Source organism: Streptosporangium sp. NBC_01755 (assembly GCF_035917995.1).
Classification (GTDB): domain Bacteria; phylum Actinomycetota; class Actinomycetes; order Streptosporangiales; family Streptosporangiaceae; genus Streptosporangium.
On the sequence record NZ_CP109131.1, the window covers coordinates 2,487,644 to 2,511,350 of the forward strand.

At 69.1% G+C, this 23,707-nt stretch carries 21 protein-coding genes and 1 tRNA gene; 5 read left to right on the forward strand and 17 right to left on the reverse strand.

Annotated features, from left to right (window positions below):
- Positions 1–124: 124 nt before the first annotated feature.
- A complete protein-coding gene (locus OG884_RS11345; protein WP_326644819.1) occupies positions 125–550 on the forward strand; it encodes a hypothetical protein in 426 nt (141 codons plus the stop codon).
- A 14-nt stretch (positions 551–564) separates the two neighbouring features.
- Here OG884_RS11345 and OG884_RS11350 read toward each other — a convergent pair whose 3' ends face one another.
- The gene (locus OG884_RS11350) at positions 565–1,704 is read right to left on the reverse strand and encodes a cystathionine gamma-synthase (protein WP_326644821.1); all 1,140 of its coding nucleotides are present in this window, start codon (positions 1,702–1,704) and stop codon (positions 565–567) included.
- A gap of 210 nt (positions 1,705–1,914) precedes the next feature.
- Here OG884_RS11350 and OG884_RS11355 point away from each other — a divergent pair, with 210 nt between their 5' ends.
- Positions 1,915–3,159 carry a sensor histidine kinase gene (locus OG884_RS11355; RefSeq protein WP_326644823.1) on the forward strand — a complete coding sequence of 415 codons (1,245 nt, stop codon included), beginning with the start codon at positions 1,915–1,917 and terminating at the stop codon, positions 3,157–3,159.
- A 58-nt stretch (positions 3,160–3,217) separates the two neighbouring features.
- Here OG884_RS11355 and OG884_RS11360 read toward each other — a convergent pair whose 3' ends face one another.
- On the reverse strand, positions 3,218–4,588 hold the full coding sequence (locus OG884_RS11360; protein WP_326644825.1) for a cystathionine beta-synthase: 1,371 nt from the start codon (positions 4,586–4,588) through the stop codon (positions 3,218–3,220).
- 261 nt (positions 4,589–4,849) lie between these two features.
- On the opposite strand from OG884_RS11360, the gene OG884_RS11365 reads away from it, so the two are divergent.
- The 3 genes from OG884_RS11365 to OG884_RS11375 all read left to right on the forward strand — a co-directional run bounded on the left by OG884_RS11365 (position 4,850) and on the right by OG884_RS11375 (position 8,325).
- A complete protein-coding gene (locus OG884_RS11365) occupies positions 4,850–5,431 on the forward strand; it encodes a GDSL-type esterase/lipase family protein (protein WP_326644828.1) in 582 nt (193 codons plus the stop codon).
- Positions 5,432–5,490: 59 nt separating this feature from the next.
- A complete protein-coding gene (locus tag OG884_RS11370) occupies positions 5,491–6,834 on the forward strand; it encodes an outer membrane protein assembly factor BamB family protein (RefSeq protein ID WP_326644830.1) in 1,344 nt (447 codons plus the stop codon).
- Positions 6,835–7,107: 273 nt separating this feature from the next.
- Complete coding sequence (locus OG884_RS11375) at positions 7,108–8,325, forward strand: acetyl-CoA C-acetyltransferase (RefSeq protein ID WP_326644831.1); 1,218 nt, start codon at positions 7,108–7,110, stop codon at positions 8,323–8,325.
- A gap of 24 nt (positions 8,326–8,349) precedes the next feature.
- On the opposite strand, the gene OG884_RS11380 is transcribed toward OG884_RS11375, so the two are convergent.
- The 15 genes from OG884_RS11380 to mfd all read right to left on the reverse strand — a co-directional run bounded on the left by OG884_RS11380 (position 8,350) and on the right by mfd (position 23,696).
- Positions 8,350–8,760, reverse strand: a complete 411-nt coding sequence (locus OG884_RS11380; RefSeq protein ID WP_326644833.1) for a PPOX class F420-dependent oxidoreductase — start codon at positions 8,758–8,760, stop codon at positions 8,350–8,352.
- 70 nt (positions 8,761–8,830) lie between these two features.
- The gene (locus tag OG884_RS11385) at positions 8,831–9,058 is read right to left on the reverse strand and encodes a DUF4287 domain-containing protein (RefSeq protein WP_326644834.1); all 228 of its coding nucleotides are present in this window, start codon (positions 9,056–9,058) and stop codon (positions 8,831–8,833) included.
- 186 nt (positions 9,059–9,244) lie between these two features.
- A complete protein-coding gene (locus OG884_RS11390; protein WP_326644836.1) occupies positions 9,245–10,030 on the reverse strand; it encodes a Bax inhibitor-1/YccA family protein in 786 nt (261 codons plus the stop codon).
- Between the two features lie 147 nt (positions 10,031–10,177).
- Positions 10,178–10,561: a winged helix-turn-helix transcriptional regulator gene (locus OG884_RS11395; protein WP_326644838.1), complete on the reverse strand. Its 384-nt coding sequence runs from the start codon at positions 10,559–10,561 to the stop codon at positions 10,178–10,180.
- Positions 10,562–10,668: 107 nt separating this feature from the next.
- A tRNA-Leu gene (locus OG884_RS11400) sits at positions 10,669–10,741 on the reverse strand.
- A gap of 173 nt (positions 10,742–10,914) precedes the next feature.
- A complete protein-coding gene (locus OG884_RS11405; RefSeq protein WP_326644840.1) occupies positions 10,915–12,231 on the reverse strand; it encodes an NAD(P)/FAD-dependent oxidoreductase in 1,317 nt (438 codons plus the stop codon).
- 171 nt (positions 12,232–12,402) lie between these two features.
- On the reverse strand, positions 12,403–13,203 hold the full coding sequence (locus OG884_RS11410; protein WP_326644842.1) for a uracil-DNA glycosylase: 801 nt from the start codon (positions 13,201–13,203) through the stop codon (positions 12,403–12,405).
- Positions 13,204–13,507: 304 nt separating this feature from the next.
- Positions 13,508–14,560, reverse strand: a complete 1,053-nt coding sequence (locus tag OG884_RS11415) for a hypothetical protein (protein ID WP_326644844.1) — start codon at positions 14,558–14,560, stop codon at positions 13,508–13,510.
- 231 nt (positions 14,561–14,791) lie between these two features.
- A complete protein-coding gene (locus OG884_RS11420) occupies positions 14,792–15,751 on the reverse strand; it encodes a Ppx/GppA phosphatase family protein (RefSeq protein ID WP_326644846.1) in 960 nt (319 codons plus the stop codon).
- Entirely contained in the window at positions 15,748–16,266 is a 519-nt protein-coding gene (locus OG884_RS11425) for a DUF501 domain-containing protein (protein ID WP_326644848.1), read from the reverse strand. The genes OG884_RS11420 and OG884_RS11425 overlap by 4 nt, the downstream gene beginning before the upstream one ends.
- A gap of 39 nt (positions 16,267–16,305) precedes the next feature.
- Positions 16,306–16,716, reverse strand: coding sequence for an FtsB family cell division protein (locus OG884_RS11430; RefSeq protein WP_326644850.1), 411 nt, complete (start codon positions 16,714–16,716; stop codon positions 16,306–16,308).
- A gap of 164 nt (positions 16,717–16,880) precedes the next feature.
- On the reverse strand, positions 16,881–18,158 hold the full coding sequence (gene eno / locus OG884_RS11435) for a phosphopyruvate hydratase (RefSeq protein WP_326644852.1): 1,278 nt from the start codon (positions 18,156–18,158) through the stop codon (positions 16,881–16,883).
- A 337-nt stretch (positions 18,159–18,495) separates the two neighbouring features.
- Positions 18,496–19,455: a MazG family protein gene (locus OG884_RS11440; RefSeq protein ID WP_326644854.1), complete on the reverse strand. Its 960-nt coding sequence runs from the start codon at positions 19,453–19,455 to the stop codon at positions 18,496–18,498.
- Between the two features lie 9 nt (positions 19,456–19,464).
- Complete coding sequence (locus tag OG884_RS11445; protein ID WP_326644855.1) at positions 19,465–20,112, reverse strand: SurA N-terminal domain-containing protein; 648 nt, start codon at positions 20,110–20,112, stop codon at positions 19,465–19,467.
- Positions 20,113–20,138: 26 nt separating this feature from the next.
- Positions 20,139–23,696 (reverse strand): transcription-repair coupling factor, encoded by a 3,558-nt coding sequence (gene mfd / locus OG884_RS11450; RefSeq protein ID WP_326644856.1) that lies wholly within the window; start codon positions 23,694–23,696, stop codon positions 20,139–20,141.
- Positions 23,697–23,707 lie beyond the last annotated feature (11 nt).

Here is a 23,707-nt window from a genome sequence, read left to right on the forward strand (position 1 = left end):
GAGACGAAGGGTCCGGGGCACGCCCGCCCGCTGTGCCGGAGCCTCCTTCAAAAGATCGCTCCAGGTCGGCGACGTGCGCGCGAGCCGTACTCAGAAAAGATCGGCGAAGACTAAGGTCTGGCGCATGACAGACCTGCTGCTCTGGCTGCACATCGGCTTTGCGATCTTCGCTCTGGGCCCGGTGACCGCCGCCACGATGTCCACTCCCAGATTCATCCGCGCCAAGAACGTCAGCGTCCTGCGCTACCTGCACAAGACCACCCGTATCTACGGCCTCGCCTCCCTGGGGATCTTCCTGTTCGGCCTGCTGCTGGGTGGCGGATCCCTCGGCAGGCCGTACCTGTCGGTGTCCATGACGCTCTTCATCGTCACCCTGGGACTGCTGGTCATGGTGGTCCGCGACCAGGGCACCGCCATCCGGGTCCTCTCCAGCGAGAGCCCGGAGGACGGCGCCCAGGTGCAGGTCGGCCGGATCGCCGCGCTCTCCGGCGTGATCGTGCTGATCTGGATGATCATCCTGGCGCTGATGGTCTGGTTCAACCCGGTCTGAGCGCGCCCGCGTTCCTACCCCAGTGCCTGGGTGAGGTCGGCGAGGAGGTCGTCGATCGACTCGATGCCGACCGACAGGCGGACCAGGTCGCCGGGGACCTCCAGTGGCGAGCCCACCACGGAGGCGTGGGTCATCCGGCCGGGGTGCTCGATCAGCGACTCCACACCACCGAGCGACTCGCCCAGGGTGAACAGCCTGGTCCGGTCACACACCTCGACCGCCTCGGCCTCCCCCCCGGCCGTCCGGAAGGAGACCATGCCGCCGAAGCGCCTCATCTGCTTGGCCGCCACCTCGTGACCGGGATGATCGGCCAGGCCCGGGTAGAGCACCGAGGTCACCCGCGGATGGGCGAGCAGCAGCTCCACCACCCGCTCGGCGTTCTCGCAGTGACGGTCCATCCGCACCCCGAGCGTCTTGAGGCCGCGCAGCGTCAGCCAGGCGTCGAACGGCCCGGCCACCGCGCCCATCGCGTTCTGGTGGTATGCGAGCTCCTCGCCCAGCCCGGCGTCGCGTGCGACGAGCGCGCCACCGACCACGTCGGAGTGACCGCCCACGTACTTGGTGGTGGAGTGCACGACGACGTCCGCCCCCAACGCCAGCGGCTGCTGCAGGTACGGGGAGGCGAAGGTGTTGTCCACCACCAGCAACGCACCGCACTCGCGTGCGAGCTGGGCCAGGGCCGCGATGTCCGCGATGCCGAGCAGCGGGTTGGTGGGCGTCTCCACCCAGATGATCCTGGTCTTCTGGGTCACCGCGGCCGCCACCGCCGCCAGGTCGCCCAGCGGCACCGGGTCGTAGTGCAGCCCCCAGCGCTCGTGAACCTTGGCGAACAGGCGGTAGGTGCCCCCGTAGGCGTCGTTCGGGATGATGACGTGGTCGCCCGGCTTGCAGATCGTGCGAAGCGCCGTGTCCTCGGCCGCCAGGCCCGAGGCGAAGGCCAGACCTCGGCTGCCGCCCTCGACCGCGGCCATGGCCTCTTCCAGCGCCGTCCTGGTCGGGTTGGCCGACCGGCTGTACTCATATCCGGCGCGCAACCCGCCCACGCCGTCCTGCTTGTAGGTGGAAACCGCGTAGATCGGCGGCACCACGGCCCCGGTGTAGGGGTCGGGTTCCTGACCTGCGTGGATGGCCAGCGTCTCGAATCCTTGGTTCATGAGGTCAACGCTACTCGCAACATCGACGCCCTCAGGGCACCTGCAACCGCCCCATCCCCCAGGCTCACTCCCTTCTCTTCCCACTTCGACGTCTCAAGCATCGGTGACGCCCACCTGGCACCGCCTCCGCTGAAGGTCCGGTTCGAACCGGGATGATTCGTCCGAACGGTCGATATGACATCTCCCCCTTCAGGCTTAGGCTCTGTGACCGTGGGGGAAACGAATCGGCTCGTCTACTGGGTCAAAAGGCTCAGCGAGATCGCGTTGATCGGCTGGCTCCTCCTGCTCCTGCTGATCGACCTCGTGGTGGTGACGAGCGAGCCCAACGGGGCGGCGTGGCCGAGTCTCGTGTGCGGCATGGTGGGCATCGCGGCGGTGCTGTGGCGCCGCAGCCGACGGGTCAACGGATTCGTCGCCCTGCTGGCGGTGTCGTTCCTGTCCAGCCTGGCCATCGGGATCGCCGAGGCCGACGGCAGTCCTGGGCTGGCCGAGATCGGGGCGCTGCTGGTCCTCACCGTCGGCGGGCTGCGCGCGATCGAGCCGGTGCGGCAGGCCGCGCTGTTCTCGCTGGCCGCGATGGTCGTACTGGAGACCTCCTGCGTGCGCCTGAACGAGACGACCGCCAGCGTGGTCTCCGGCTTCCTGCTCTTCGTGAGCTGGTCGTTCGCCGCGGGTATCGGCGCCTATTTCCGCTTCCAGCAGGAGCGCCGCAGGGAGGCCGTCGAGGCGGTGCGGCGGGCCGAGCGCCTGGAGTTGGCCAGGGAGCTGCACGATCTGGTCGCCCACCACATCACCGGGATCGTGGTACAGGCACAGGCCGCCAAGGTCGTCGCCGAGCAGAAGCCGGAGGCCGTGGTACCGGCCCTGGAGGCGATCGCCGGCGCCGGCGCCGACGCGCTGACCTCGATGCGCCGCCTGGTCGGTGTGCTCCGCGCGCAGGACGAGGCCGCCCGCTCACCGGGCAGCACGCTCATGGAGATGCGCACGATGGTCGAGCGCTTCTCCACCGCCGGCCCCCAGGTCGCCTTCGACATCGGTCAGGGCATCACCGACGGCACCGTGGCCCCCGAGGTGATGACCACCCTCCACCGGGTCCTCCAGGAGTCGCTGACCAACGTTCGCCGGCATGCCCCGGGCACCGGCTGGGTGGAGGCGGAGCTGAGGCTGACCGACGGCTCCGACCTGCGCGCCTGGGCCGGGAGCGGGCGTGCGAGGAACGGCCAGGAGCAGCGGAGCCGGCGTGCCGCCTCCGCCGCGGAGGCCTGGTCCGACGGGGACGCCGTGCGGCTGCGGGTGCGCAACTACGGCTCGGCGTCCGACATCAGGGTCTCCCGCCTCGGTGGCGGCTTCGGCCTGGTGGGCATGGCCGAGCGCGTCGAGGCGCTCGGCGGCAGGCTCATGGCCGGGCCCACCCACTCCGGTGCCTGGGAGGTGGTGGCCGAGTTTCCTCTCTGACCGCAAGGAGACGGCCCGAACCCCGACCGGGGTCTCCCGGCGGGCGTCCGGGCGGCACTCAGCGATTGGCGAGGAAGACCAGCAGGTCCTGGCGGGTGAGCAGCCCGACGGGCTTGCCGTTGTCGAGGACGACCGCGGCGTCGGCCTTCTCCAGCGCCTCGACGGCGATGGAGACCGGCTCCCCCGCGCCGATCGTCGGCAGCGGCTGCGACATGTGAGCCGCCAGCGGGTCGGTCGGCCGCACCCGGCCGTGGTAGAGGGCGTCCAGCAGGTCACGCTCCAGGATCGAGCCGACCACCTCGGCGGCCATGACCGGCGGCTCCTCCTTCATCACGGGAAGCTGCGACACTCCGTACTCGCGCATGATCGAGATGGCCGTGTCGACCGACTCGTGCGGGTGGGTGTGCACGAACTCCGGCATGCCTGAGCTCTTGCGGGTCAGCACGTCCTTGACCAGGCCCTCGTCGCTGTAGGTGGTCAGGAAGCCGTAGTCGGCCATCCACTCGTCGTTGAAGATCTTCGACAGGTAGCCGCGGCCGCCGTCGGGCAGCAGCACCACGACCACGTCGTCAGGTCCGGCCTGCCCGGCCACGCGCAGCGCCGCGACCGTCGCCATGCCGCAGGAGCCGCCTACCAGGAGCGCCTCCTCACGGGCCAGGCGGCGGGTCATGCCAAAGGAGTCCTTGTCGGAGACCGCGATGATCTCGTCACAGATCGTGGTGTCGTAGGTGGCCGGCCAGATGTCCTCGCCGACGCCCTCCACCAGGTACGGCCGCCCGGTGCCGCCGGAGTAGACCGAGCCCTCCGGGTCGGCACCAATGATCTTGACTCGGCCGCCGGAGACCTCCTTGAGGTAGCGGCCGGTGCCGCTGATCGTGCCACCGGTGCCGACGCCCGCCACGAAGTGGGTGATCCGACCCTCGGTCTGCTCCCAGATCTCCGGCCCCGTGGAGCGGTAGTGGCTCTCAGGGTTGTTCGGATTGGAGTACTGGTCCGGCTTCCAGGCATTCGGCGTCTCCTTGGCCAGCCGGTCGGAGACGGAGTAGTAGGAGTCGGGGTGGTCGGGAGAGACCGCCGTCGGGCAGACCACGACCTCCGCGCCGTAGGCACGCAGCACCGCGATCTTATCCTGGGCCACCTTGTCCGGCACCACGAACAGGCACCGGTATCCCCGTTGCTGTGCCACGATGGCCAGGCCGATCCCCGTGTTGCCCGAGGTGGGCTCCACGATCGTGCCCCCCGGCCGCAGCTCGCCCGACTTCTCGGCGGCGTCGATCATCGGCACCGCGATGCGGTCCTTCACCGAACCACCGGGATTGAAGTACTCCACCTTCGCCAGCACCTGGGCGGAGATGCCCTCCGTCACCTTCCACAGCCGGACGAGAGGGGTATTGCCCATCAGTTCGACGAGCGAGTCATGTACGCGCACCGGAATATCACCTCGAAATACCAAAGCTCTGTCAGCTTGTTGTGTCGATCGCCGTGATCCCATGGGGGTGGCGGGACCTCGATCGTGTTCCAAGGCAACGCTACCGCCCCGTACGGAGGGAGCAACGTCACGTGATCCGGACATTCGGGACGGCGCGAGCCGCCCGTCGTATCGCCGCGGCGGCCGCGCTGGGAGGAGGTATCACCGTGCTCGGCGCGGCGGCCTACGGCCTGCTGCTGGCCGAGGCCATGGTGGCCCGCCGTGCGGTCGGCCGCCCGCACGGCATGGAGGAACCGCCGTCCGGACGTCACCTCGCAGACCATGCCGGCCCAGGCCGTACGACACCTGCAGAAAGCGGTCCGGCGGCTGCGGGAGGCGGGGGCGGAGGTGGTCGTGGGCACCTGTCCCGACCTCGGCACCGTCAGGCCGATCGCGCAGCCGCTGCGCCGGGTGACCAGGCGATGGAGCCGCCAGCTGGCCGCCGCGCAGACCGTCGCCGTGGTCGAGGCGGGCGGGCGGACCGTGGCCTTCGCGGACCTGCTGGGGCCGGAGTTCGACATGAACCCGGCGGAGATGTTCGGCCTTGATCGTTATCACCCATCTAGCCAAGGCTATCTCCAGATAGCTTACGCAGTGCTACCTTCCGTATGCAGTGCGTTGGAACTGTGGCCCGAACCTCGTGCCCGGCGCGCTGAGTCGATCTACCTCGCGGCGGCCAAGGCCGCGGAGGAGCCCGGCGCCGAGGTCTCCGCGACCCGTGTCGCCGGTCGAGCGACCGGACCTCACGGACGGTGGGTGACCATGCTCGGCCGGAGGCCCGGAACGCGACCCGACGGCTCCTGAACACGGTCACCCTCCGCCGCGAAGCCGTAACGCCTCGCCCGCATTGGAGTGGAATACCCGTGATCCGGCCCCTCGCGAAACCGGCCCTGGTGCTCGCCGGAGTTCTGACCCTGGGCGGCTGCTCCGGCAGTGAAGCGGCCACCCCTGACCATCCCACCTGGCACAACACCGAGGTGAACGCGGTCAGCCGCACCACCGTCGCCAACGGCGTCGCCACGACGACCTCCATGAAGCCGGACGGCACGCTTGAGACGGTGGCCGTCGACCTCACCACCGGCAGGAAACTGTGGGCCCACCCCTCGACCATGGCGGGCCGCCTGCCGGGCATGGGTGTGCCCGCTCCCGCGATCGTCGAGACCGCCACCGGGCAGACCGTCGCGGTGACGATCGACCCCGCCAGGCGGGGTCGCTGGAAGGCCACTCTCGTCGGCCTCGACGCCAGAACCGGGGCGCGCAGATGGAGCCGCCCGGTGCACTCCACCTTCGGCCCCCAGCGGTGCGGGGCTTTCGTGTGCGTGGCCGAGCACACCGCGCTCGCGAGCGCCCGCGTCGTGGTGCTCGATCCGGTCACCGGCAGGATCGCGTGGAAGCTCCCCGGCATCGCCGAGGTCGAATGGTCCGACACCTCCCGTGTGGTCTTCCTCCGCCTCGCCCGCCATCCCGTCCTCGAATCACACGACCTGAAGACCGGCAAGGTCATCTGGCGGGTCCCCGTCGAGCAGGCCCTCGGCTCCGGGGTGGACCTGTCGGGCGGCTGGTCCTTCGGCGCGACGGCGGGAAACCTCGTCGGGTACGTCGCCCCCTACACCAACCCGAAGACGAGCAAGGTCTCCGCCTTCGGCCTGTTCTCCGTCAAGCTCGCCGACGGCACCGTCAACTGGATGCGCCCGTCGGTGGTCCGCGTCTACCCCAGCGGCAGCCCAGGCTTCGCACCGGTGGTCCGCCCCGTCGACCAGCAGGGCCGGTACGGCGGGTTCGCCCGGCTGGAGGCCGACAGCGGCCGGGTGCTCGGCCAGATCTCCGCCGAGCAGGTTCCCGAATCCGGCTGGTGGCTGGCCTTCCCACCCCGGATGGAGAAGGTCGGCTTCCTGCGACACGACAAGCCTGGCAACACCTTCGACCTTTCCACCGGCCGCAACGCCGACGTCAAGGACGAGCACGGCTGGTCCTTCTGCGCGACCGATCCCAAACCGCTCGCGCTCAAGGGCCAGAACTCCGGGTTCTACTCGGTGGCCTCGCTGTGCGAGTTCAGACTGGCCGACGGTAAGCGGGTGTCCGGCCCCGGCGTCCCGCCCGCCTGGTTCACCGGCAGCCAGAACGGCTGGCGGATGTGGCGCGACGAGAAGGGCGGCCTCCACGGAATCAAGGACGGCGACGGTACCTTGCCCGGCATGTACGGCTGACATCCGCGGCCGAGGTGTGCGGCCAACACGGGCAGCCGGCACAGGCGATCGGCACAGGCGGCCGATTCACGGTCGGCGTGCGCGGCCCCGTACGGCCCCGCAGCAGGCGTCCGCAGCCCGCAGGGGCGGTCGACTCGCGGCAGGGGCCCGTCCCCGGACGGGCCCCTGCACACCCCGTACAAAGTTCTGTTTTAACGCCCCCCTGGGCGCGGCTTTGGGCATACCGCGCGGTACGCTCCGCTGGAGGAGCAGCCACGAACCCAGGAGAGCCACATGCCCGAGGCAGTCATCGTCGCGACCGCGCGCTCGCCCATCGGACGCGCCTTCAAGGGGTCCCTCAAGGACATCCGCCCCGATGACCTGACAGTACAGATCATCCAGGCCGCGCTTGCCAAGGTCCCCCAACTCGACCCGACCACGATCGACGACCTCATGCTGGGCTGCGGCCTGCCGGGCGGCGAGCAGGGCTTCAACATCGGCCGGGTGGTCGCCACCCTGCTCGGCCTGGACACCGTGCCGGGCACCACCGTGACCCGCTACTGCTCGTCCTCCCTGCAGACCACCCGGATGGCGCTGCACGCGATCAGGGCGGGCGAGGGCGACGTGTTCGTCTCGGCGGGCGTGGAGTGCGTCTCCCGCTTCGCCAAGGGCAACTCCGACCTGCCCGGCACGGAGAACGAACTGTTCGACGACGCCCGCGCCCGTACGGCCAGGGCCGCCGAGGGTGGTGGCGGGATCTGGCACGACCCGCGCGAGGCCGGCCAGGTGCCCGACGTCTACGTGGCGATGGGCCAGACCGCGGAGAACCTCGCCGGACTGAAGGGCGTCTCCCGGCAGGAACAGGACGAGTTCGGCGTCCGGTCCCAGAACCTGGCGGAGAAGGCCATCGCCAACGGCTTCTGGCAGAAGGACATCACCCCGGTGACCCTGCCCGACGGGACCGTGGTGAGCAAGGACGACGGCCCCCGCGCCGGCACCACCTACGAGGCCGTCTCGACGCTCAAGCCGGTCTTCCGGCCCGACGGCACGGTCACCGCGGGCAACTGCTGCCCGCTGAACGACGGCGCCGCCGCGGTGATCGTGATGAGCGACACCAGGGCCGCCGAACTCGGCATCACCCCGCTCGCCCGGATCGTCTCCACCGGCGTGACCGGCCTGTCTCCCGAGATCATGGGCCTGGGCCCTGTCGAGGCCTCGAAGCAGGCCCTGGCCAGGGCGGGCATGTCCATCGGCGACGTGGATCTCGTCGAGATCAACGAGGCGTTCGCCGCCCAGGTCATCCCGTCGTACCAGGACCTCGGCATCGACCTCGACAGGCTCAACGTCAACGGCGGCGCCATCGCGGTGGGCCACCCCTTCGGGATGACCGGGGCCCGCATCACCTCCACCCTGATCAACAGCCTCGCCTTCCACGACAGGTCGATCGGGCTGGAGACCATGTGCGTCGGCGGCGGCCAGGGCATGGCCATGGTCCTGGAACGCTTCAGCTGAGGCCAGGGCCGGCCGGTGTTCCGGTCAGCCGTGGACATCGGGGCCGGCACGGGTGATCGTGATCTTCACGATCACCCGCCGGTCCCGCTCCATGACGGCCCGGTAGTCGTCCCAGTCGGGGTGCTCACCGGAGATGTCGCGGTAGTAGGAGACCAGGGTCTCCATCGCCTCGGGCAGCGGGACGATCTCCGCGGTGCCGTCGATCTGGATCCACTCGCCAAAGAAGGCGTCGGTGGTCACGCAGAGCGAGAGTCGCGGGTCCCTGCGCAGGTTGCGGACCTTGGCCGCGGTCTCCCGGGTACTGACGATCGGATTCCCTTCCGCGTCGAGCCCCACGACGACCGGAGAGAGCTGCGGGCGTCCGTCGGCATGCGAGGTCAGCATGATCGCGCGGTGGTTGGCGCGGATGAACCCGCGCGCCTTCTCATGATCCATGCCCTCATCATGGCGCACACGGCGAAGCCCGCACCACCAAGGTGGCGCGGGCTTGGCAGAGACGGTCGACTTAAAGGTGGCGGGTACGGCGGTGCCGCTCGTGCTCGTGCACTATGGCGGCGGCATAGCCGTGGGACAGCCCGTGCTCATTGGCGAGCCAGGTGGCGCGCTCATCACAGCGAAGGAACGACGGGCCGTTGTCGATTGCTCGGAACCACTCGGGGAGTGCGCGTCCCGTGATATCCGGAACCCTTGCGATCAGCTTGCTCTGCGTCTCCATTGAGTGGTTCAACGACATGGGCACCTCCACGGATAGGCTCCTTTGCTCGACAGTGCATCACGAAAGCGCAGATAGCAAGCCCCGCGATGCTCTCTCCCGTCGCGGTTCGTCTATCCCCCGTTGCCTTCCGTTCACTCGCGTACCCGATCAGAAAAACAGGAGGCCCCGCCGGATCGGGTCCGGCGGGGCCTCCTGACCTGGTTGTCAGTCGCTACTCGAGAAGTAGCTCAGCAGGCGCAGGATCTCCAGGTAGATCCAGACCAGGGTGACGGTCAGGCCGAAGGCCATCAGCCACGAGTACTTCTCCGGGGCGCCCGCCCGCACCCCGCGCTCGACCTCGTCGAAGTCCAGCAGCAGGAAGAAGCAGCCGATGAGGATCGCGGCGATGCTGAACACGTAGGCCAGCGGGCCACCGGAGCGGATGCCGATGCCGTCCTCGATGAAGAAGCCGGCGAGCAGGTTGACGAGCATGAGACCCATCAGGCCCAGCCCCGCGGCCACCACGAACTTGGTGAACTTCGGCGTCACCCGGATGATGCGCAACGCGTAGACCGTCAGCATGGCACCGAACGCCAGAGCCGTGCCGAGCACCGCCTGGAAGACGATGCCGCTGTACAGGTTGTTGTAAACGTGACTGATCACGCCGATCGCGACGCCGTACGACACCGAGTAGCCGAGGATCAACGCGGGGTTGGTGCTCTGCTTGAACGAGATGATCAGGGCCAGCACCAGACCGACGACGACGCCGACGATCGCCGCGACCATGCCTAGGTTGAGCACCCAGGCGACCGCCGCCGAGACAACGAGCGTGCCGAGCGTGATGAAGCCACGCACGACCACGTCGTCGATCGTCATCGTCCGCTGTGCGGGCGGCGCGTATGACGGCGTGTTGTACATTCCCTGAAGCTGATCAGGGGTGGGGGTCGGCACGCCCCAGCCCTGCTGAGGCCCCTTGGCCTGCCGACTGAATACGGGGTTCTTGCTCTCCATCGCTGCCTCCACGCTGCGACCTACGCGATCAGCGTATTAGATCGGTTGTCACACGGCCGTATCGTGCTGATATCCATGTTGTTCAAGTGACCGTACGGCTACCGCCGATGGTGTCAACGAACGGTTGGCACGTCTGGTTCCCGGACCTCACATCTCCTTCGCCGATCTCTCATCGAACAGGCGCTGCGACGCCTCGACCTCGTCGAGGTTGCGGCGCGCCCACTCGCAGAGACCGGTCACGGTGACCGAGAGGTCGCGGCCGATCCGGGTGAGCACGTATTCCACCTTGGGCGGCGAGGTCGGATAGACGTTGCGCTCGACGATGCCGTCGCGCTCCAGCGCACGCAGCGTCCGGGTCAGCATGCGCTGGTTGATCCCCTCGATCCGCACCTTGAGCCGGGAGAACCGCTGGGCCTCGTGCCCCAGGGCCGCGATCACCAGCAGGGACCACTTGTCCCCGATGTGATCGATCACCTGCCGGGCGATCCCATTGGCCCGAAGCATCGACTCCAGGTTCGCCTCGTTCCCCATGGTTACCATTTTATACCAGGGTCACATCGAATCCCAAGTAGTAAGAAAAATCGGCCCATGGCCACATTTGCACTGGTCACAGGCCGACTGTCGAATGGGAAATGCGGTACCCCCGGAGGGACTCGAACCCTCACTCGAACCCTTTTAAGGGGTTTGCCTCTGCCATTGGGCTACGGGGGCGCCTAATCATACGTAACAGACCACTCATGCGTAACTGCTCAAGCCAACCGTCGCATGACTCACCGCTCCAAATCTACGGACCCGCGCTGGATTCGGGAACCCGGTCAAGGAATAGCACACCGCCGGGAACGAGCAATCCGGGGGCGGACGCGAGTGTCCACCCCCGGAAGGGTTCAGGTCCTCGCCGCGGCGCGGAACTCCGTGCGTGGCTCCTCGATCTCTCCGAGGGAGACGGTTTCACGCTTGAAGAAGAGCGCCAGAGTCCAGTCGGCCGTAACGCGGACCTTGCGATTGAAAGTGGGCACCCGCGACAAATGGTAGGTACGGTGCATGAACCATGCGGCAAACCCGCGAAGCTTGATCCCATAGACATTGGCCACCCCCTTGTACAGCCCCAGCCCGGCTACGGAGCCGACATACCTGTGCCGGTAGTCGAGCTGCTCCTGCCCGTGGAGCCTGCGGGTGATGTTGTCCGCGAGGACCTTGGCCTGCCGTACGGCGTGCTGGGCGTTGGGCGCGCAGTACTGGCCCGGGTTGGTCACGTCGGGCACACCCGCCACGTCTCCGGCCGAGTAGGCGTCCTCGACGCCGACCACGGTCAGCCGGCTGCTCGTCTTGATCCGGCCACGCTCGTCGAGGGGCAGGTCTCCGGCGTTGACGACCGGGCTGGGCTTCACCCCGGCGGTCCACACGATGGTGGCGGACTCGAACTCGTCGCCGTCGGAGAGCTTGACCAGGCCGCCCTCGCAGGAGTCGAGGCGGGTGTTCATCTTGACCTCGATGCCGCGCTCACGCAACTGCTCGGCGGTCCACCTGCCCATCTCGGGGCCGACCTCGGGGAGGATGCGGTCGGTGGCCTCCACGAGGACCCAGCGCATGTCCTCGCGGGAGATGGTGCGGTAGTAGCGGGTGGCGTCGACCGCCATGTCCTCCAGCTCGGCGAGCGCCTCGACACCCGCGAAGCCACCGCCGACCACGACGAACGTCAGGGCCCGCCTGCGCAGGGCCTCGTCGTCGTCGCTCTCGGCCCGGTCGAGGAGCTCAAGCACCCGGTTGCGCAGCGCGATCGCCTCACCGACGGTCTTGAAACCGATCGCGGCGTCGGCCAGGCCGGGAATGGGGAGCGTACGGGAGACCGAGCCGGCGGCCATGACCACGATGTCGTAGCCGATCTCGTGCGACGTGCCGACGTTGGGCGCGAAGGTGACGCTCTTGGCAGCGTGGTTGACCTTGGTCACCTTGCCGTTGAGGATCATCGCCTTCGAGAGCACACGCCTGAGCGGGACGACCACGTGCCGGGGCGAGAGGTTTCCCGCGGCCGCCTCGGGCAGGAAGGGCTGGTAGGTCATGTGGGACTCGGGGGTGAGGACAGTGATTCGCACGCTTCCGTCGCGCAGTTCCTTACGGAGCGTGTGCTGCAGGCGCAGCACGGTATAAAGGCCGACATAGCCTCCACCGACGACCACGATGTGCTTGGAGTTGCGGTCCACTTCGACGCCATCCTTAAGTTTCGAGGCTTGTGAAACCTTTCACAAGAATACGTGCGTACTCCCGGTCGCGCCAGCCGCGATCCCGGCAATCTATACGGAATTTCCGATAACGACTAGAAACCTGCCCCCTTCTCGCGAAAATTTTCATTGATCTTCTGTTTGTGATTGAGTTCACAAGTTGCGGAGCGCGTTCACCCTGGCGAAGAGCTCGTCGAGCATCGGCGCGGTCACGCGGCCGGTGAAGGTGTTCTGCTGGCTGGGGTGGTAGCAACCGAGAAGACGTGCGGGCCTTCCCCCGGGGGAGGTGATCTCCACTTCGGCGCCGTGCCCGAAGGACGGCCTCGGCCGGGGCAAGGCGTATCCGGCGTCCTTCAGCGCGGGCCAGATCGCCTGCCAGGCGAATCCTCCCAGCGCGACGACCACCCGTACGTCCGCCGAGAGCAGGGCGACCTCCCGGGCCAGCCAGGGGAAACAGGCGGCCCGCTCGGCGGGCGTGGGCCTGTTCGCGGGCGGAGCGCACCGGACCGCCGCCACCATTCGCGTGCCGACGAGCCTCTGCCCGTCGCCCGCGTGGAGGCTGGTCTCCTGTACGGCCAGACCAGTCCGGTACAGCGAGGCGAACAGCCAGTCACCACTGCGGTCGCCGGTGAAGATCCTCCCGGTCCTGTTGCCGCCGTGCGCCGCCGGGGCCAGCCCGACAATGAGGACCTCGGGCCGCTCGTCGCCCCATCCGGCGATGGGCCGGCCCCAGTAGGTCTCCTCGGCGAATGCCCGCCTCTTGACCCTCGCCACCTCCTCGCGCCACTCCACCAGGCGCGGGCAGGCCCTGCAGACCGACTCCGCGGCCGTGAGCTCCGCGAGGGTGCCGCTCCCCTCCGCGAGCCTGCGCACCTCGGCGGGGTCGTGGGCGACGGGGGTGTCGGGTCGGGCGGGATCATCGGGCCAGCCGGATCCAGGAGGAACATAGGTCATGCGTTCGATGGTGCCCGACACCGGGAGCCGCGGTGCCCACACCGTGCGGCCCGCCTCCCGCCCGCCCTGTCCCGGGCGGGCGGGGCGATACAGGGCGGCGGTGCAGGGCAGGGCGGCGGAGTGGGGCGGGGCAGGACAGGACAGGGCGGCGGAGTGGGGCGGGGAGCGGGAAAAGGGCGGGGCGGGGCGGCGGAGCAGGGCGGGAAAGCGACAGGCGGCGCCCGCTGGATGCGGGCGCCGCCTGTCTCACTCCGGACGCGCCCGGCGGCAGCCGCCGGGCGCGCTGTCGCGACCTGTCAGGTCATCAGGCGCTGGGAGTGGAGGTGGAGGTGGGGGTGGGAGTAGGAGTCGGGGCGGGCGTGCAGGAGACCTTGCCCACCGCGATGCCACTCGTCGGGCCGTCGTAGATCTCGATCGCACGCTTGGCGTAGCCGGACGTCGAGGCGGTCCAGGTGTCGGTCACACTCTGGCTCTGCGGGCCGTGACCGCTGAAGTAGACGCTCTGCCAGTCGCCCGCGACACCGTCGCGGATCCAGCGGTACTTCACAGAGCCACGGACGTGCGAAGCGCTGATCGTGCCGGTGAACGTACGGGTCACCGGGCAGGTGCCGACGTAGTCGGTCGGGGCGCTGACGTAGGTCGAGATCTTCGGCGACGTGTCCTTGCACCAGATCTTGAAGTAGGCGCGGTTGGACGAGGTCTCGACCGGGCTGAGGATCTCCAGCGAGGCCCAGCCCCTGAAGTCGTCACGGGGCCTGATCACGTGGTAGACCTTGCGCGAGCCGTCGACGCGAACGGCGTCACGGTCGACGACGCGGCCGTTGACGACCCACTGGTAACGCACCCAGCGGCTGTCGGAGGTGGTGATCCGGCCGATCAGGGCAGCCTTGCAGTTGCCCTCGTCGACCCACACCTGCGCACCGACGCCGGGCCTGACGACCTCGTGGTCATCCTCGCCCGCGCCACAGGAGACCGAGAAGTAGCCCTTCGCGGAGGTGGCGGCACGCGGAGCCAGGAGCTGGATGGCCTGCCAGCCCTTGACGTCGCCCTTGAAGGTCGCCTTCTCCTTGACGGTGAAGCTCTTGACGCCCTTGCCGCGGAAGGTGAAGGTCTTGACCTTGCCCTTGGATCCGTCTCCGCGCAACCACCGGTAGGCGACGGTGGTCTTGGCCTTGACGGCCTTCACCTTGATCTTCGAGGAGAAGGTCACCTTGACCGGGCACTCACCCTCGTACTTCGAGGGAGACGCCTTGGGAGTGCCCGCCCACACCGCGGGCTTCGGCTTGGCGGCGGCCGAGACCGCCTGGCCCGACCCACTGGCCGCCGCTGCGGGCGTGGCCAGCATGCCTACTGCCATGGTTGCCAGCATGGCCGCGCCGGCTCCTGCTGCGGCTAGCTTCCTTGCTAGTCCGGACTTCATGAGGGGATGCTCCGTTCGTTGGGAAGCAAGATTCGCTCCGGAGACGGTTGCCGTCCCGGCAACAGCTGTGCCGGGCCCACGGCAAAGTCTCACTAAAGCTTCTTTACCTAACCATAAACGGGAAGCTTTTCTCAATACTCCCTAAACGGGTGAATTGTCTAGGTCTTGTTATGATTTGGCAGCAGACCACGCGATGCCGTCGAGGATGTCGCGCTCGCTGGCGACCACCTCGCCAAAACCGAACCGGGTCACTATCCGGTCGAGGATGAGCGCGCCCGCCCCGATCACGTCGACCCTGCCGGGGTGCATGACCGGAATCGCCGCCCGTCGCCCGACTGTCATTCCAAGCAGGCTGTCGGCGATGTCATGCACCTGACCTGCCGAAATTCGCGAGTGGTGAATTTTCTGCGAATCATATTCAGGCAGCCCAAGGGCTATTCCGGCGACCGTGGTAACGGAGCCGGCGAGCCCGACCAGCGTCAGTGCCCGTTCCACCGGCACCTCGGCCGCGACCCGGTCGAGCGCGTCGTCGATGTCGGCGGTCACCGCCTCGATCGCCTTCGCCGACGGCGGGTCACCCGCGCCGCGCAGGTGACGCTCGGTCAACCGGACACACCCGATGTCGACGGAGAACGCGGCCTCCACATGCGTCGAACCGAGCACGAACTCGGTCGAGCCGCCACCGATGTCGACCACGAGGTACGGGGGGCGGGTGCCGTCGGGCGCGGGCAGTCCCGTCTCGGGCGAGAACCGCACCAGCTCGCGGGTGGCCCCGACGAACGACAGCTCCGCCTCCTCGACGCCCGTGATCACCTCCGGCTCGACGCCGAAGATCTCGCGTACACCGTCCACGAAGTCCTGCCGGTTGGCGGCGTCCCTCGTCGCGCTGGTGGCGACCACGCGGACCGAGGTGGCCGCGTGCCGATCGATGAGCTCGGCATAGCCGCGCATGGCGGTGAACGTGCGCTCCAGGGCGTCCGTCGCCAGCCTGCCGGTCTCGTCGACCCCCTGCCCCAGCCGGACGATCTCCATTCGGCGCTCGACGTCGATCAGCCTGTCCCTGCCGACCTCGGCGATGAGCAGGCGGACGGAGTTGGTACCGCAGTCGATCGCGGCGACGCGGATCACTTGCTCTCCTCTATGTCTTCGACTTCCACACATGGCCCGGCGGCCCACCACTCGCCGAGCGCGTCGAGGGCCTCACGGCCGAAGGGATTGCTCCCCGGCACCGCGAGCTCGTGCCCGACCAGGGCGTGCAGGCATTTGACCCGGGTGGGCATGCCCCCGGTGCTCTGCATGTCGCGGGGCAACGGTTCCAGGCCGCCCGCGGCGGCCGCCTTGTCACGGCGCGCCACGTAGTCCTCGTGAGCGGCCCGGTACGCCTCGGCCAGCTCCGGATCATCGGTGAGTCTGGCCTGCATCTCCCGCATCATCCCCGAGGTCTCCAGCGTGCCGATGGCCGAGGCGGCCCTGGGACACGTGAGGTAGAACAGGGTCGGGAAGGGCGATCCGTCCGGCAGTCTCGGGGCGGTCTCGACGACATCGGGCAGCCCGCACGGGCAGCGGTGCGCCACCCCCCGCAGTCCTCGCGGCGCCCGGCCGAGCTGTCGCTCCACCGCCGCCACGTCGCGGTCATCAACCATTCGTGACACCCCCAAAAGATGACAACCAGGGTATCCGCGTCACCCGGCGGCCCTGGCCGCCTTCTGTCCCCCACCGCTGTCGGCGACCTTGACCGAGTCCCACAGCGTCTCGTACCACGGCGGCCTGGCGACGGCCTTCCGCCCACCGGTCGTGCCCCTACCCGGCGAGGGCTGCTCGCCCATGACGACGTAGCACTTCTGCCCGGGGTCGCAGTAGAAAAGCCGCTCCCTGCCCTGCCGCTTGATGAAACCGGGGTCCAGGAGCTGCTTGTGGCGGTCGTCCAGGGCTTTGATCGCGGCGATCTCCCTGGCCTTCTCCTGCTCCAGCTGGGCGATCTGGCGGCGCTGGGCGACGTACTCCCTGATGGGGTAGGCGAGGCTCATGGCGATCGCGCACACCACGATCGCGAGGACCGCGGCCCGTCCCGTCAACTGCGGCCGTGTCGCCATGCGCCCCTCCTCGTCCACACGTTCTCGCGGCGCCGTCCACCGTGCCCCGTACGGCGGCTCCGACACCGGCGGATGCCGATCTCCGCACATCGGGAACGCCGGACCGCAGCCGGCGTTCCCGATGTGCGCCCGCGCTCGGCACGGGTACGAGCCGCCAGAAGAAACTACCGCTGGAAGCGGGGGAAGGCCGCCCGACCCGCGTAACGGGCCGCGTCGTCCAGAAGCTCCTCGATGCGGAGCAACTGGTTGTACTTGGCCACCCGGTCGGAGCGGGCCGGGGCGCCGGTCTTGATCTGGCCGCAGTTGGTGGCCACGGCGAGGTCGGCGATCGTGGTGTCCTCGGTCTCGCCGGAGCGGTGGCTCATCATGCAGCGGTAACCGCTTCGGTGGGCCAGGTCCACCGCGTCGAGGGTCTCGGTCAGGGTGCCGATCTGGTTGACCTTGACCAGCAGCGCGTTGGCGGTTCCCTCGGCGATGCCGCGGGCCAGGCGCTCGGGGTTGGTCACGAACAGGTCGTCACCGACCAGCTGGACCTTGTCGCCGAGGGCGCGGGTGATGGCGTTCCAGCCCTCCCAGTCGCTCTCGTCCAGCGGGTCCTCGATGGAGACCAGCGGGTAGTTCGCGACCAGGTCCTCGTAGAAGGCGATCAGCTCGGTGGCGGACAGGCCCTTGCCGTCGATGGTGTAGACGCCGTCCGAGTGGAACTCGGAGGCGGCCACGTCGAGGGCCAGACCGATGTCCTCGCCGGGCACGTACCCGGCCCTCTCGATGGCGACCAGGATCAGGTCGAGCGCGTCGCGGTTGGAGGGCAGGTTCGGGGCGAAGCCGCCCTCGTCGCCGAGACCGGTGGCGTAGCCCTTCTCCTTCAGCACCGCCTTGAGGGCGTGGTAGACCTCGGTGCCCATCCGCACGGCCTCCCGGAACGTCTCCGCCCCGATCGGGGCGATCATGAATTCCTGGATGTCGACGTTGGTGTCGGCGTGCGCGCCGCCGTTCAGGATGTTCATCATCGGCACCGGCAGCACGTGCGCGTTCGGCCCGCCCAGGTAACGGAAGAGCGGCAGCTCGGCGCTGTCCGCGGCCGCCTTGGCCACGGCGAGCGAGACGCCCAGGATCGCGTTGGCGCCCAGGCGTGCCTTGTTGGGCGTGGCGTCCAGGTCGATCATGACCTGGTCGATGCTGCGCTGCTCGGCGGCGTCGAACCCGAGGATCTCGTCGGCGATCTCGTCGGTCACACCGAGAACCGCCTTCTCCACGCCCTTGCCGCCGTAGCGCTCATCGCCGTCACGGAGCTCGACAGCCTCGAACTGGCCGGTGGACGCGCCGCTGGGAACCGCGGCGCGCCCCTGGCTGCCGTCGTCCAGGAGGATGTCGACCTCGACCGTCGGGTTACCCCGGGAGTCAAGGATCTCTCGGGCGGTAACGCCCTCGATGGAAGCCACGAAGCGCTCCTAAAGTCGCAGGACAGTTTGCCTCGGAAGCCTATCGAGATCTATGTGCAGGTACGGTGACCGGGATACCGCCGAACAATGTTCGCGCAATTTCCATATGAGGACCCGAAGGCGCTCCGCCGCCGACATCAGGACCCGCCCGGCGCTCAGCTCCCACCGGAGACTGGACTGAGAAGACCATCCCAAGGAGCCCCCTGAGGACGCGCCCCGCGCTTCTCCCTTAGGGGGACTACCCGTGAGGCCGCGCCGGCGACTGGACTGAGGAGAGGGAAGGAGCCGGATAAGAGCGGCCTCCCTCGACAAGGGAAGGAGCCGGATAAGAGCGGCCTCACCGCGACGCGTTAGCGTCGCCATTGGCACGCACCTGGTCGCGGTAGGCGCGGGCGACGGCGCGCAACTCGGCCTCGGGGTCGAGACCGGCCGCCTGCCCCTGCCGTACGAGCTCGAAGAGCTTCGCTCCCAGGCCGTCGGCGGGCACCCCCTCGGGAAGGTCCGCGGAAGCTCCGGCGCGCTCGGCGCGGCGCAGGAGCTGCGCGACGAGGGAGAGCGCGGGCTGGCCCATCGGAACGCCGTCGACCACCGAGCCGGGATCACCGCCGCTCTTGGCCGCGCGCTCGGCCGCCTTGATGGTCTCCCAGTTGGCGCTGACCTCGCCCGCACCCTCCACCCGGGTGTCGGCGAAGACGTGCGGGTGACGGCGGACGAGCTTGGCGACGATCCCGTCGGCCACGTCGTCGACGTCGAACCCGTCCGGCCGCTCCCGGGCGACCCGCGCGTGGAAGGCCACCTGGAGGAGCAGGTCGCCCAACTCCTCGCGCAGCGCCGCGTGGTCGCCCTCCTCGATGGTCTCCAGCACCTCGTAGGCCTCCTCGATGAGGTACGGGGCCAGGGACTCGTGGGTCTGCCGGGCGTCCCACGGGCATTCGACCCGTAGCCGGTCCATCACCGAGACCAGGTCGAGCAGCCGCGCGCCCGGCAGGTCGTACGAGCCCGGCAAGACCTCGATCACCGGCGGGTCCTCGAGCGCCACGGCGGCGTGGCCGATGGAGCGCATCAGCGCCTCGTCGGCCTCCAGCCACACGACCGTCGCCGCCACCGCCTCGCGGACCAGCGCGGCCGGGTCGCAGGCGACCACCTCGACGTCGATCCCGGCCTCCGCCAGGTAGGGCAGGTGCGGATGGTCCGCGGCCCCGGTGCGGACCGGACCCTCCGCGAGAACCTGCCAGGCGCGATGGCCGAGCAGCCCCGGGGCGACCCGGGGCGAGGTGGTGACAATGATCAGCGACATGCCCGGAGGCTACTGCTGCGGGGTCTCGGGCTGCTCGGCGGCAGGGGCGGCGGGTGCCGCCGGGGCACCGAAGCGACCGGCGTCGACGAAGACGCTCGGCTGCTCCTGGCTCCGCTGCTGGTTGAGCTGGCCGTAGCGCGGGTTCCAGGTGATCGGCATGGCCTGCAGGTCCTTGACCGCCTGCTGCTGGCCGCGCTGGATGGCCGCCTCGTCCGTGCCGCCGCCGTACTTGGCGACGAGCTTGCTGATCAGCACCTGCGACCTGATGAACTCGCGTGCGTGCGAGGGGGCCACCGCCTGCTGGAGCATCTGCTGCTCGAACTTCTCCTGACCACCCTGACCCGCGATCACCTGGTCGATCTCGCCGGCGGTGGCCGTGATGCCCTTGCTCTCGGCGACCTTCGCGTACTGCTTGGCATTGGCCAGCTGGAAGAGCACGAGCTGCGGGACGCTGTCCTGGAACTGCAGCTCCGAGGCGGAGACACCCGCCTTGGACAGCGCCGCCTCGTACTCACGGACATTCCTGTCCAGCTCGCTGGAGCTGATGCGCTCCCCACCCACGACGGCGGCGGCGCCGACCTGGTTCGGAGAGCAGGCGGTCAGCGCGACACCGGCGGCGGCGACCGCCAGGATGACGCGCACTCGGGTCGACTTCACATGCGTTCCCTTCACGACAAACGTGCTTACTCTACCCGCGCGGTTTCGAGGAACATCGCCTCGACGAGATCGCCGCACCACTTGAGCAGATCCAGATCGCGCAACGGCTGACCGCCGAGGGGCCTGGTCTTGGGCACGGGCACCAGCAACGTACCCGCCGCCTGCTTCAGCAGCGCCTTCGGGTACAGCCTCTGGAGCCTGACCTGCTGGGAGTCCTTCAGCTCCACCGGCGCGAACTTGATGTTCTGGCCCTGCAGGGTGACGTCGGTGAGCCCGGCACGGCGAGCTCGGATCCGGAAGCGGGCGACCTCCAGTAGATTCTCCACCTGCTGGGGCGGTCGTCCGTACCGGTCGACGAGCTCGTCGCGCACCGCGCCGATGTCGGAGTCGGAACCGATCGCGGCGATCCGCCTGTACGCCTCCAGGCGCAGTCGCTCGGAGGTGACGTAGTCATGCGGGATGTGGGCGTTGATCGGCAACTCGACCTTGACGTCGGGCCGCTCGTCCTCCTGGTAGGTGCCGGCCAGCTTGGCCTTCTGCTCCTGCACCGCCTCGGCCATCATCCGCACGTACAGGTCGAAGCCGACACCCGCGATGAAGCCCGACTGCTCCGCCCCCAGGATGTTGCCCGCGCCGCGGATCTCCAGGTCCTTCATCGCCACGTACATGCCCGCGCCCATCTCCGTGTGCTGGGAGATGGTGGCCAGACGCTCGTGGGCGGTCTCGGTGAGCGGCTTCTCCGGCGGGTACAGGAAGTAGGCGTAGCCGCGCTCGCGGCCCCGGCCGACCCGGCCGCGCAACTGGTGGAGCTGGGAGAGGCCGTAGTTGTCGGCCCGGTCGACGATCAGGGTGTTGGCGTTGGGCACGTCCAGGCCCGACTCGACGATCGTGGTGCAGACCAGCACGTCGAAGTCGCGCTCCCAGAAGCCCACCATGATCTTCTCCAGCTGGTGCTCCTGCATCTGGCCGTGCGCGACGGCGACCCTGGCCTCGGGCACGAGCTCGCGCAGCATGGCCGCGACCTTGTTGATGCTGGCCACCCGGTTGTGGACGAAGAAGATCTGGCCGTCACGCATCAGCTCGCGCCGGACCGCGGCACCGATCTGCTTCTCGTCGTACGGGCCGACGAAGGTGAGGATCGGGTGCCGCTCCTCGGGCGGGGTGAGGATCGTGGACATCTCCCTGATGCCGGTGAGTCCCATCTCCAGCGTGCGGGGGATCGGGGTCGCGGACATGGCCAGCACGTCGACCTGGGTGCGCATGTGCTTCATGGCCTCCTTGTGCTCGACACCGAACCGCTGCTCCTCGTCGATGATGATCAGGCCGAGCTGCTTGAACCCGACCTCGGACGAGAACAGCCGGTGCGTGCCGATCACCACGTCGACCGATCCCTCGCGCAGCCCCTCCAAGGTGGCGCTGACCTCGCCGTCGCTCTGGAACCGCGACATCGGCCTGACATTGAGCGGGAATCCGGAGAACCGCTCGGCGAAGGTCGACATGTGCTGCTGCACCAGCAGCGTGGTCGGCACCAGGACGGCCACCTGCTTGCCGTCCTGCACCGCCTTGAACGCCGCCCGCACCGCGATCTCGGTCTTGCCGTAGCCCACGTCGCCGCAGATCAGCCGGTCCATCGGGATCGGGCGCTCCATGTCGCGCTTGACCTCGTCGATGGCCTCAAGCTGGTCGCCGGTCTCGGCGTAGGGGAAGGCGTCCTCCATCTCGCGCTGCCACGGGCTGTCGGGCGCGAACGCGTGTCCCGGTGAGGCCATCCGGGCGGAGTACAGGCGGATCAGCTCTCCGGCGATCTCCTTGACCGCCTTCTTGGCCTTGGTCTTGGCCTTGGCCCAGTCTGCGCCGCCCATCCGGTTGAGCGTGGGCGACTCGCCCCCGACGTAGCGGGTGACCTCGTCGAGCTGGTCGGTCGGCACGTAGAGCCGGTCGCCCCTGGCGTACTCGATCACCAGGTATTCGCGGGTGGCGCCCTGCACGGTGCGCTGCACCATCTCGACGTAGCGGCCCACGCCGTGCTGCTCGTGCACGACGTTGTCGCCGACCTTGAGCTGGAGCGGGTCGACCATGTTGCGGCGCCGGGACGGCAACCGCCGCATGTCCTTGGTCGACGCCTTCTGGCCGACCAGGTCGAGGTGGGTCAGCACGGCCAGCGACGGGGTGACGAACCCGTGCTCGACCAGGCCGGTGGTGACGTGGACGACCTTGGGGTCGGGGATCCGCTCAAGGTCCGGCTCCAGGCGCGCGGGCAGGTCGACGCCCTTGAGCAGCTCGACCATGCGCTCGGCGGGGCCGTGGCCCTCGCTCAGCAGGACGACCACCCGCTCGGAGTCGAGCCAGCCCTTGATGTCCGACAGCGCCCGCTGGGTGTCGCCCCGGTATGCCTCGGCCTCGCGCGCCCCGAGCACCAGCCCGCCGTCCGGCCCCCCGCCCCGAGCGCCGCCGGTCTCGCTCTCCACGCCGAACGGCGCGAGCGACCACCATGGCTGGCCGAGCTGCCGCGCGTGGTCGCGGATCTCCTCCAGGGTGCGGAACGCCGCCTCGCCCAGGTCGATCGGCGCCTCGCCGCCTGACGCCGCGTTGATCCAGGACGCCTCCAGGAACTCCTGACTGGTCCGCACCAGCTCGTCCGCGCGCCCGCGGATGCGCTCCGGGTCGCACACGAAGATCGCCGCCTGTTCCCCCAGGTGGTCGACGAGCAGGTCCATCTCTCCGGCGAGCACCGGCGCGAACGCCTCCATGCCCTCCATCGGCACGCCCTCGGCCAGCTGCGCCAGGACCTCGGCCAGCGAGGGGTGCGCCTCGGCCAGCCGCCTCGCCCTCTCCCTGACCTCGGCGGTCAGCAGCAGCTCCCGGCAGGGGGCGGCGAACAGCCCGTCCTCGGCCACCTCCAGCGAGCGCTGGTCGGCGACCTTGAACCAGCGGATCTCCTCGACGGTGTCGCCCCAGAACTCCAGCCGGAGCGGGTGCTCCTGGGTCGGCGGGAAGACGTCGAGCAGCCCGCCCCTGACCGCGACCTCCCCGCGCTTCTCCACCATGTCGACCCGGTGGTAGCCGTTCTCCACCAGGCTGTGCACGACGCTGTCGAGGTCGGCGTCGTCCCCGGCGCGCAGCCGCACCGGTTGCAGGTCGCCCAGGCCGCGCACGATCGGCTGGAGCAGCGCCCTGATCGGCGCGACGACCACGTGCAGCGGGCCGGCCGAGAGATCGCCCTCGACCGGGTGGGCCAGCCTGCGCAGCACCGCCAGGCGCTGGCCCACGGTGTCGCTGCGCGGCGACAGGCGCTCGTGCGGAAGCGTCTCCCACGCGGGGAAGACCGCGACGGTGCTCTCGTTCAGGAGGCTGGTGAGGGCCGAGGCGAGATCCTCGGCCTCGCGACCGGTCGCGGTCACCGCGAGGACGGTCCTGGCCGCCCCCTTGGCCCCCTCCCTGGCCAGCGCGGCCACCGCGAAGGGACGGAGCGCCGGCGGCGCGACCAGCGACACGTCGGACGAGTCGCCCTCGCGCACATCCCGAAGAAGGGAAGCCAGCTCAGGCTCCCCGGCGACAAGGTCCAGAAGTCCGGAAAGACTCATCAGATTCGCCC

Coding starts and splice junctions, on each gene's coding strand:
- OG884_RS11345 (WP_326644819.1), top strand. CDS start 125: ATGACAGACCTGCTGCTCTGGCTGCACATCGGCTTTGCGATCTTCGCT.
- OG884_RS11350 (WP_326644821.1), bottom strand. CDS start 1,704: ATGAACCAAGGATTCGAGACGCTGGCCATCCACGCAGGTCAGGAACCC.
- OG884_RS11375 (WP_326644831.1), top strand. CDS start 7,108: ATGCCCGAGGCAGTCATCGTCGCGACCGCGCGCTCGCCCATCGGACGC.
- OG884_RS11380 (WP_326644833.1), bottom strand. CDS start 8,760: ATGGATCATGAGAAGGCGCGCGGGTTCATCCGCGCCAACCACCGCGCG.
- OG884_RS11385 (WP_326644834.1), bottom strand. CDS start 9,058: ATGTCGTTGAACCACTCAATGGAGACGCAGAGCAAGCTGATCGCAAGG.
- OG884_RS11390 (WP_326644836.1), bottom strand. CDS start 10,030: ATGGAGAGCAAGAACCCCGTATTCAGTCGGCAGGCCAAGGGGCCTCAG.
- OG884_RS11395 (WP_326644838.1), bottom strand. CDS start 10,561: ATGGGGAACGAGGCGAACCTGGAGTCGATGCTTCGGGCCAATGGGATC.
- OG884_RS11410 (WP_326644842.1), bottom strand. CDS start 13,203: ATGACCTATGTTCCTCCTGGATCCGGCTGGCCCGATGATCCCGCCCGA.
- OG884_RS11415 (WP_326644844.1), bottom strand. CDS start 14,560: ATGGCAGTAGGCATGCTGGCCACGCCCGCAGCGGCGGCCAGTGGGTCG.
- OG884_RS11425 (WP_326644848.1), bottom strand. CDS start 16,266: ATGGTTGATGACCGCGACGTGGCGGCGGTGGAGCGACAGCTCGGCCGG.
- OG884_RS11430 (WP_326644850.1), bottom strand. CDS start 16,716: ATGGCGACACGGCCGCAGTTGACGGGACGGGCCGCGGTCCTCGCGATC.
- OG884_RS11440 (WP_326644854.1), bottom strand. CDS start 19,455: ATGTCGCTGATCATTGTCACCACCTCGCCCCGGGTCGCCCCGGGGCTG.
- mfd (WP_326644856.1), bottom strand. CDS start 23,696: ATGAGTCTTTCCGGACTTCTGGACCTTGTCGCCGGGGAGCCTGAGCTG.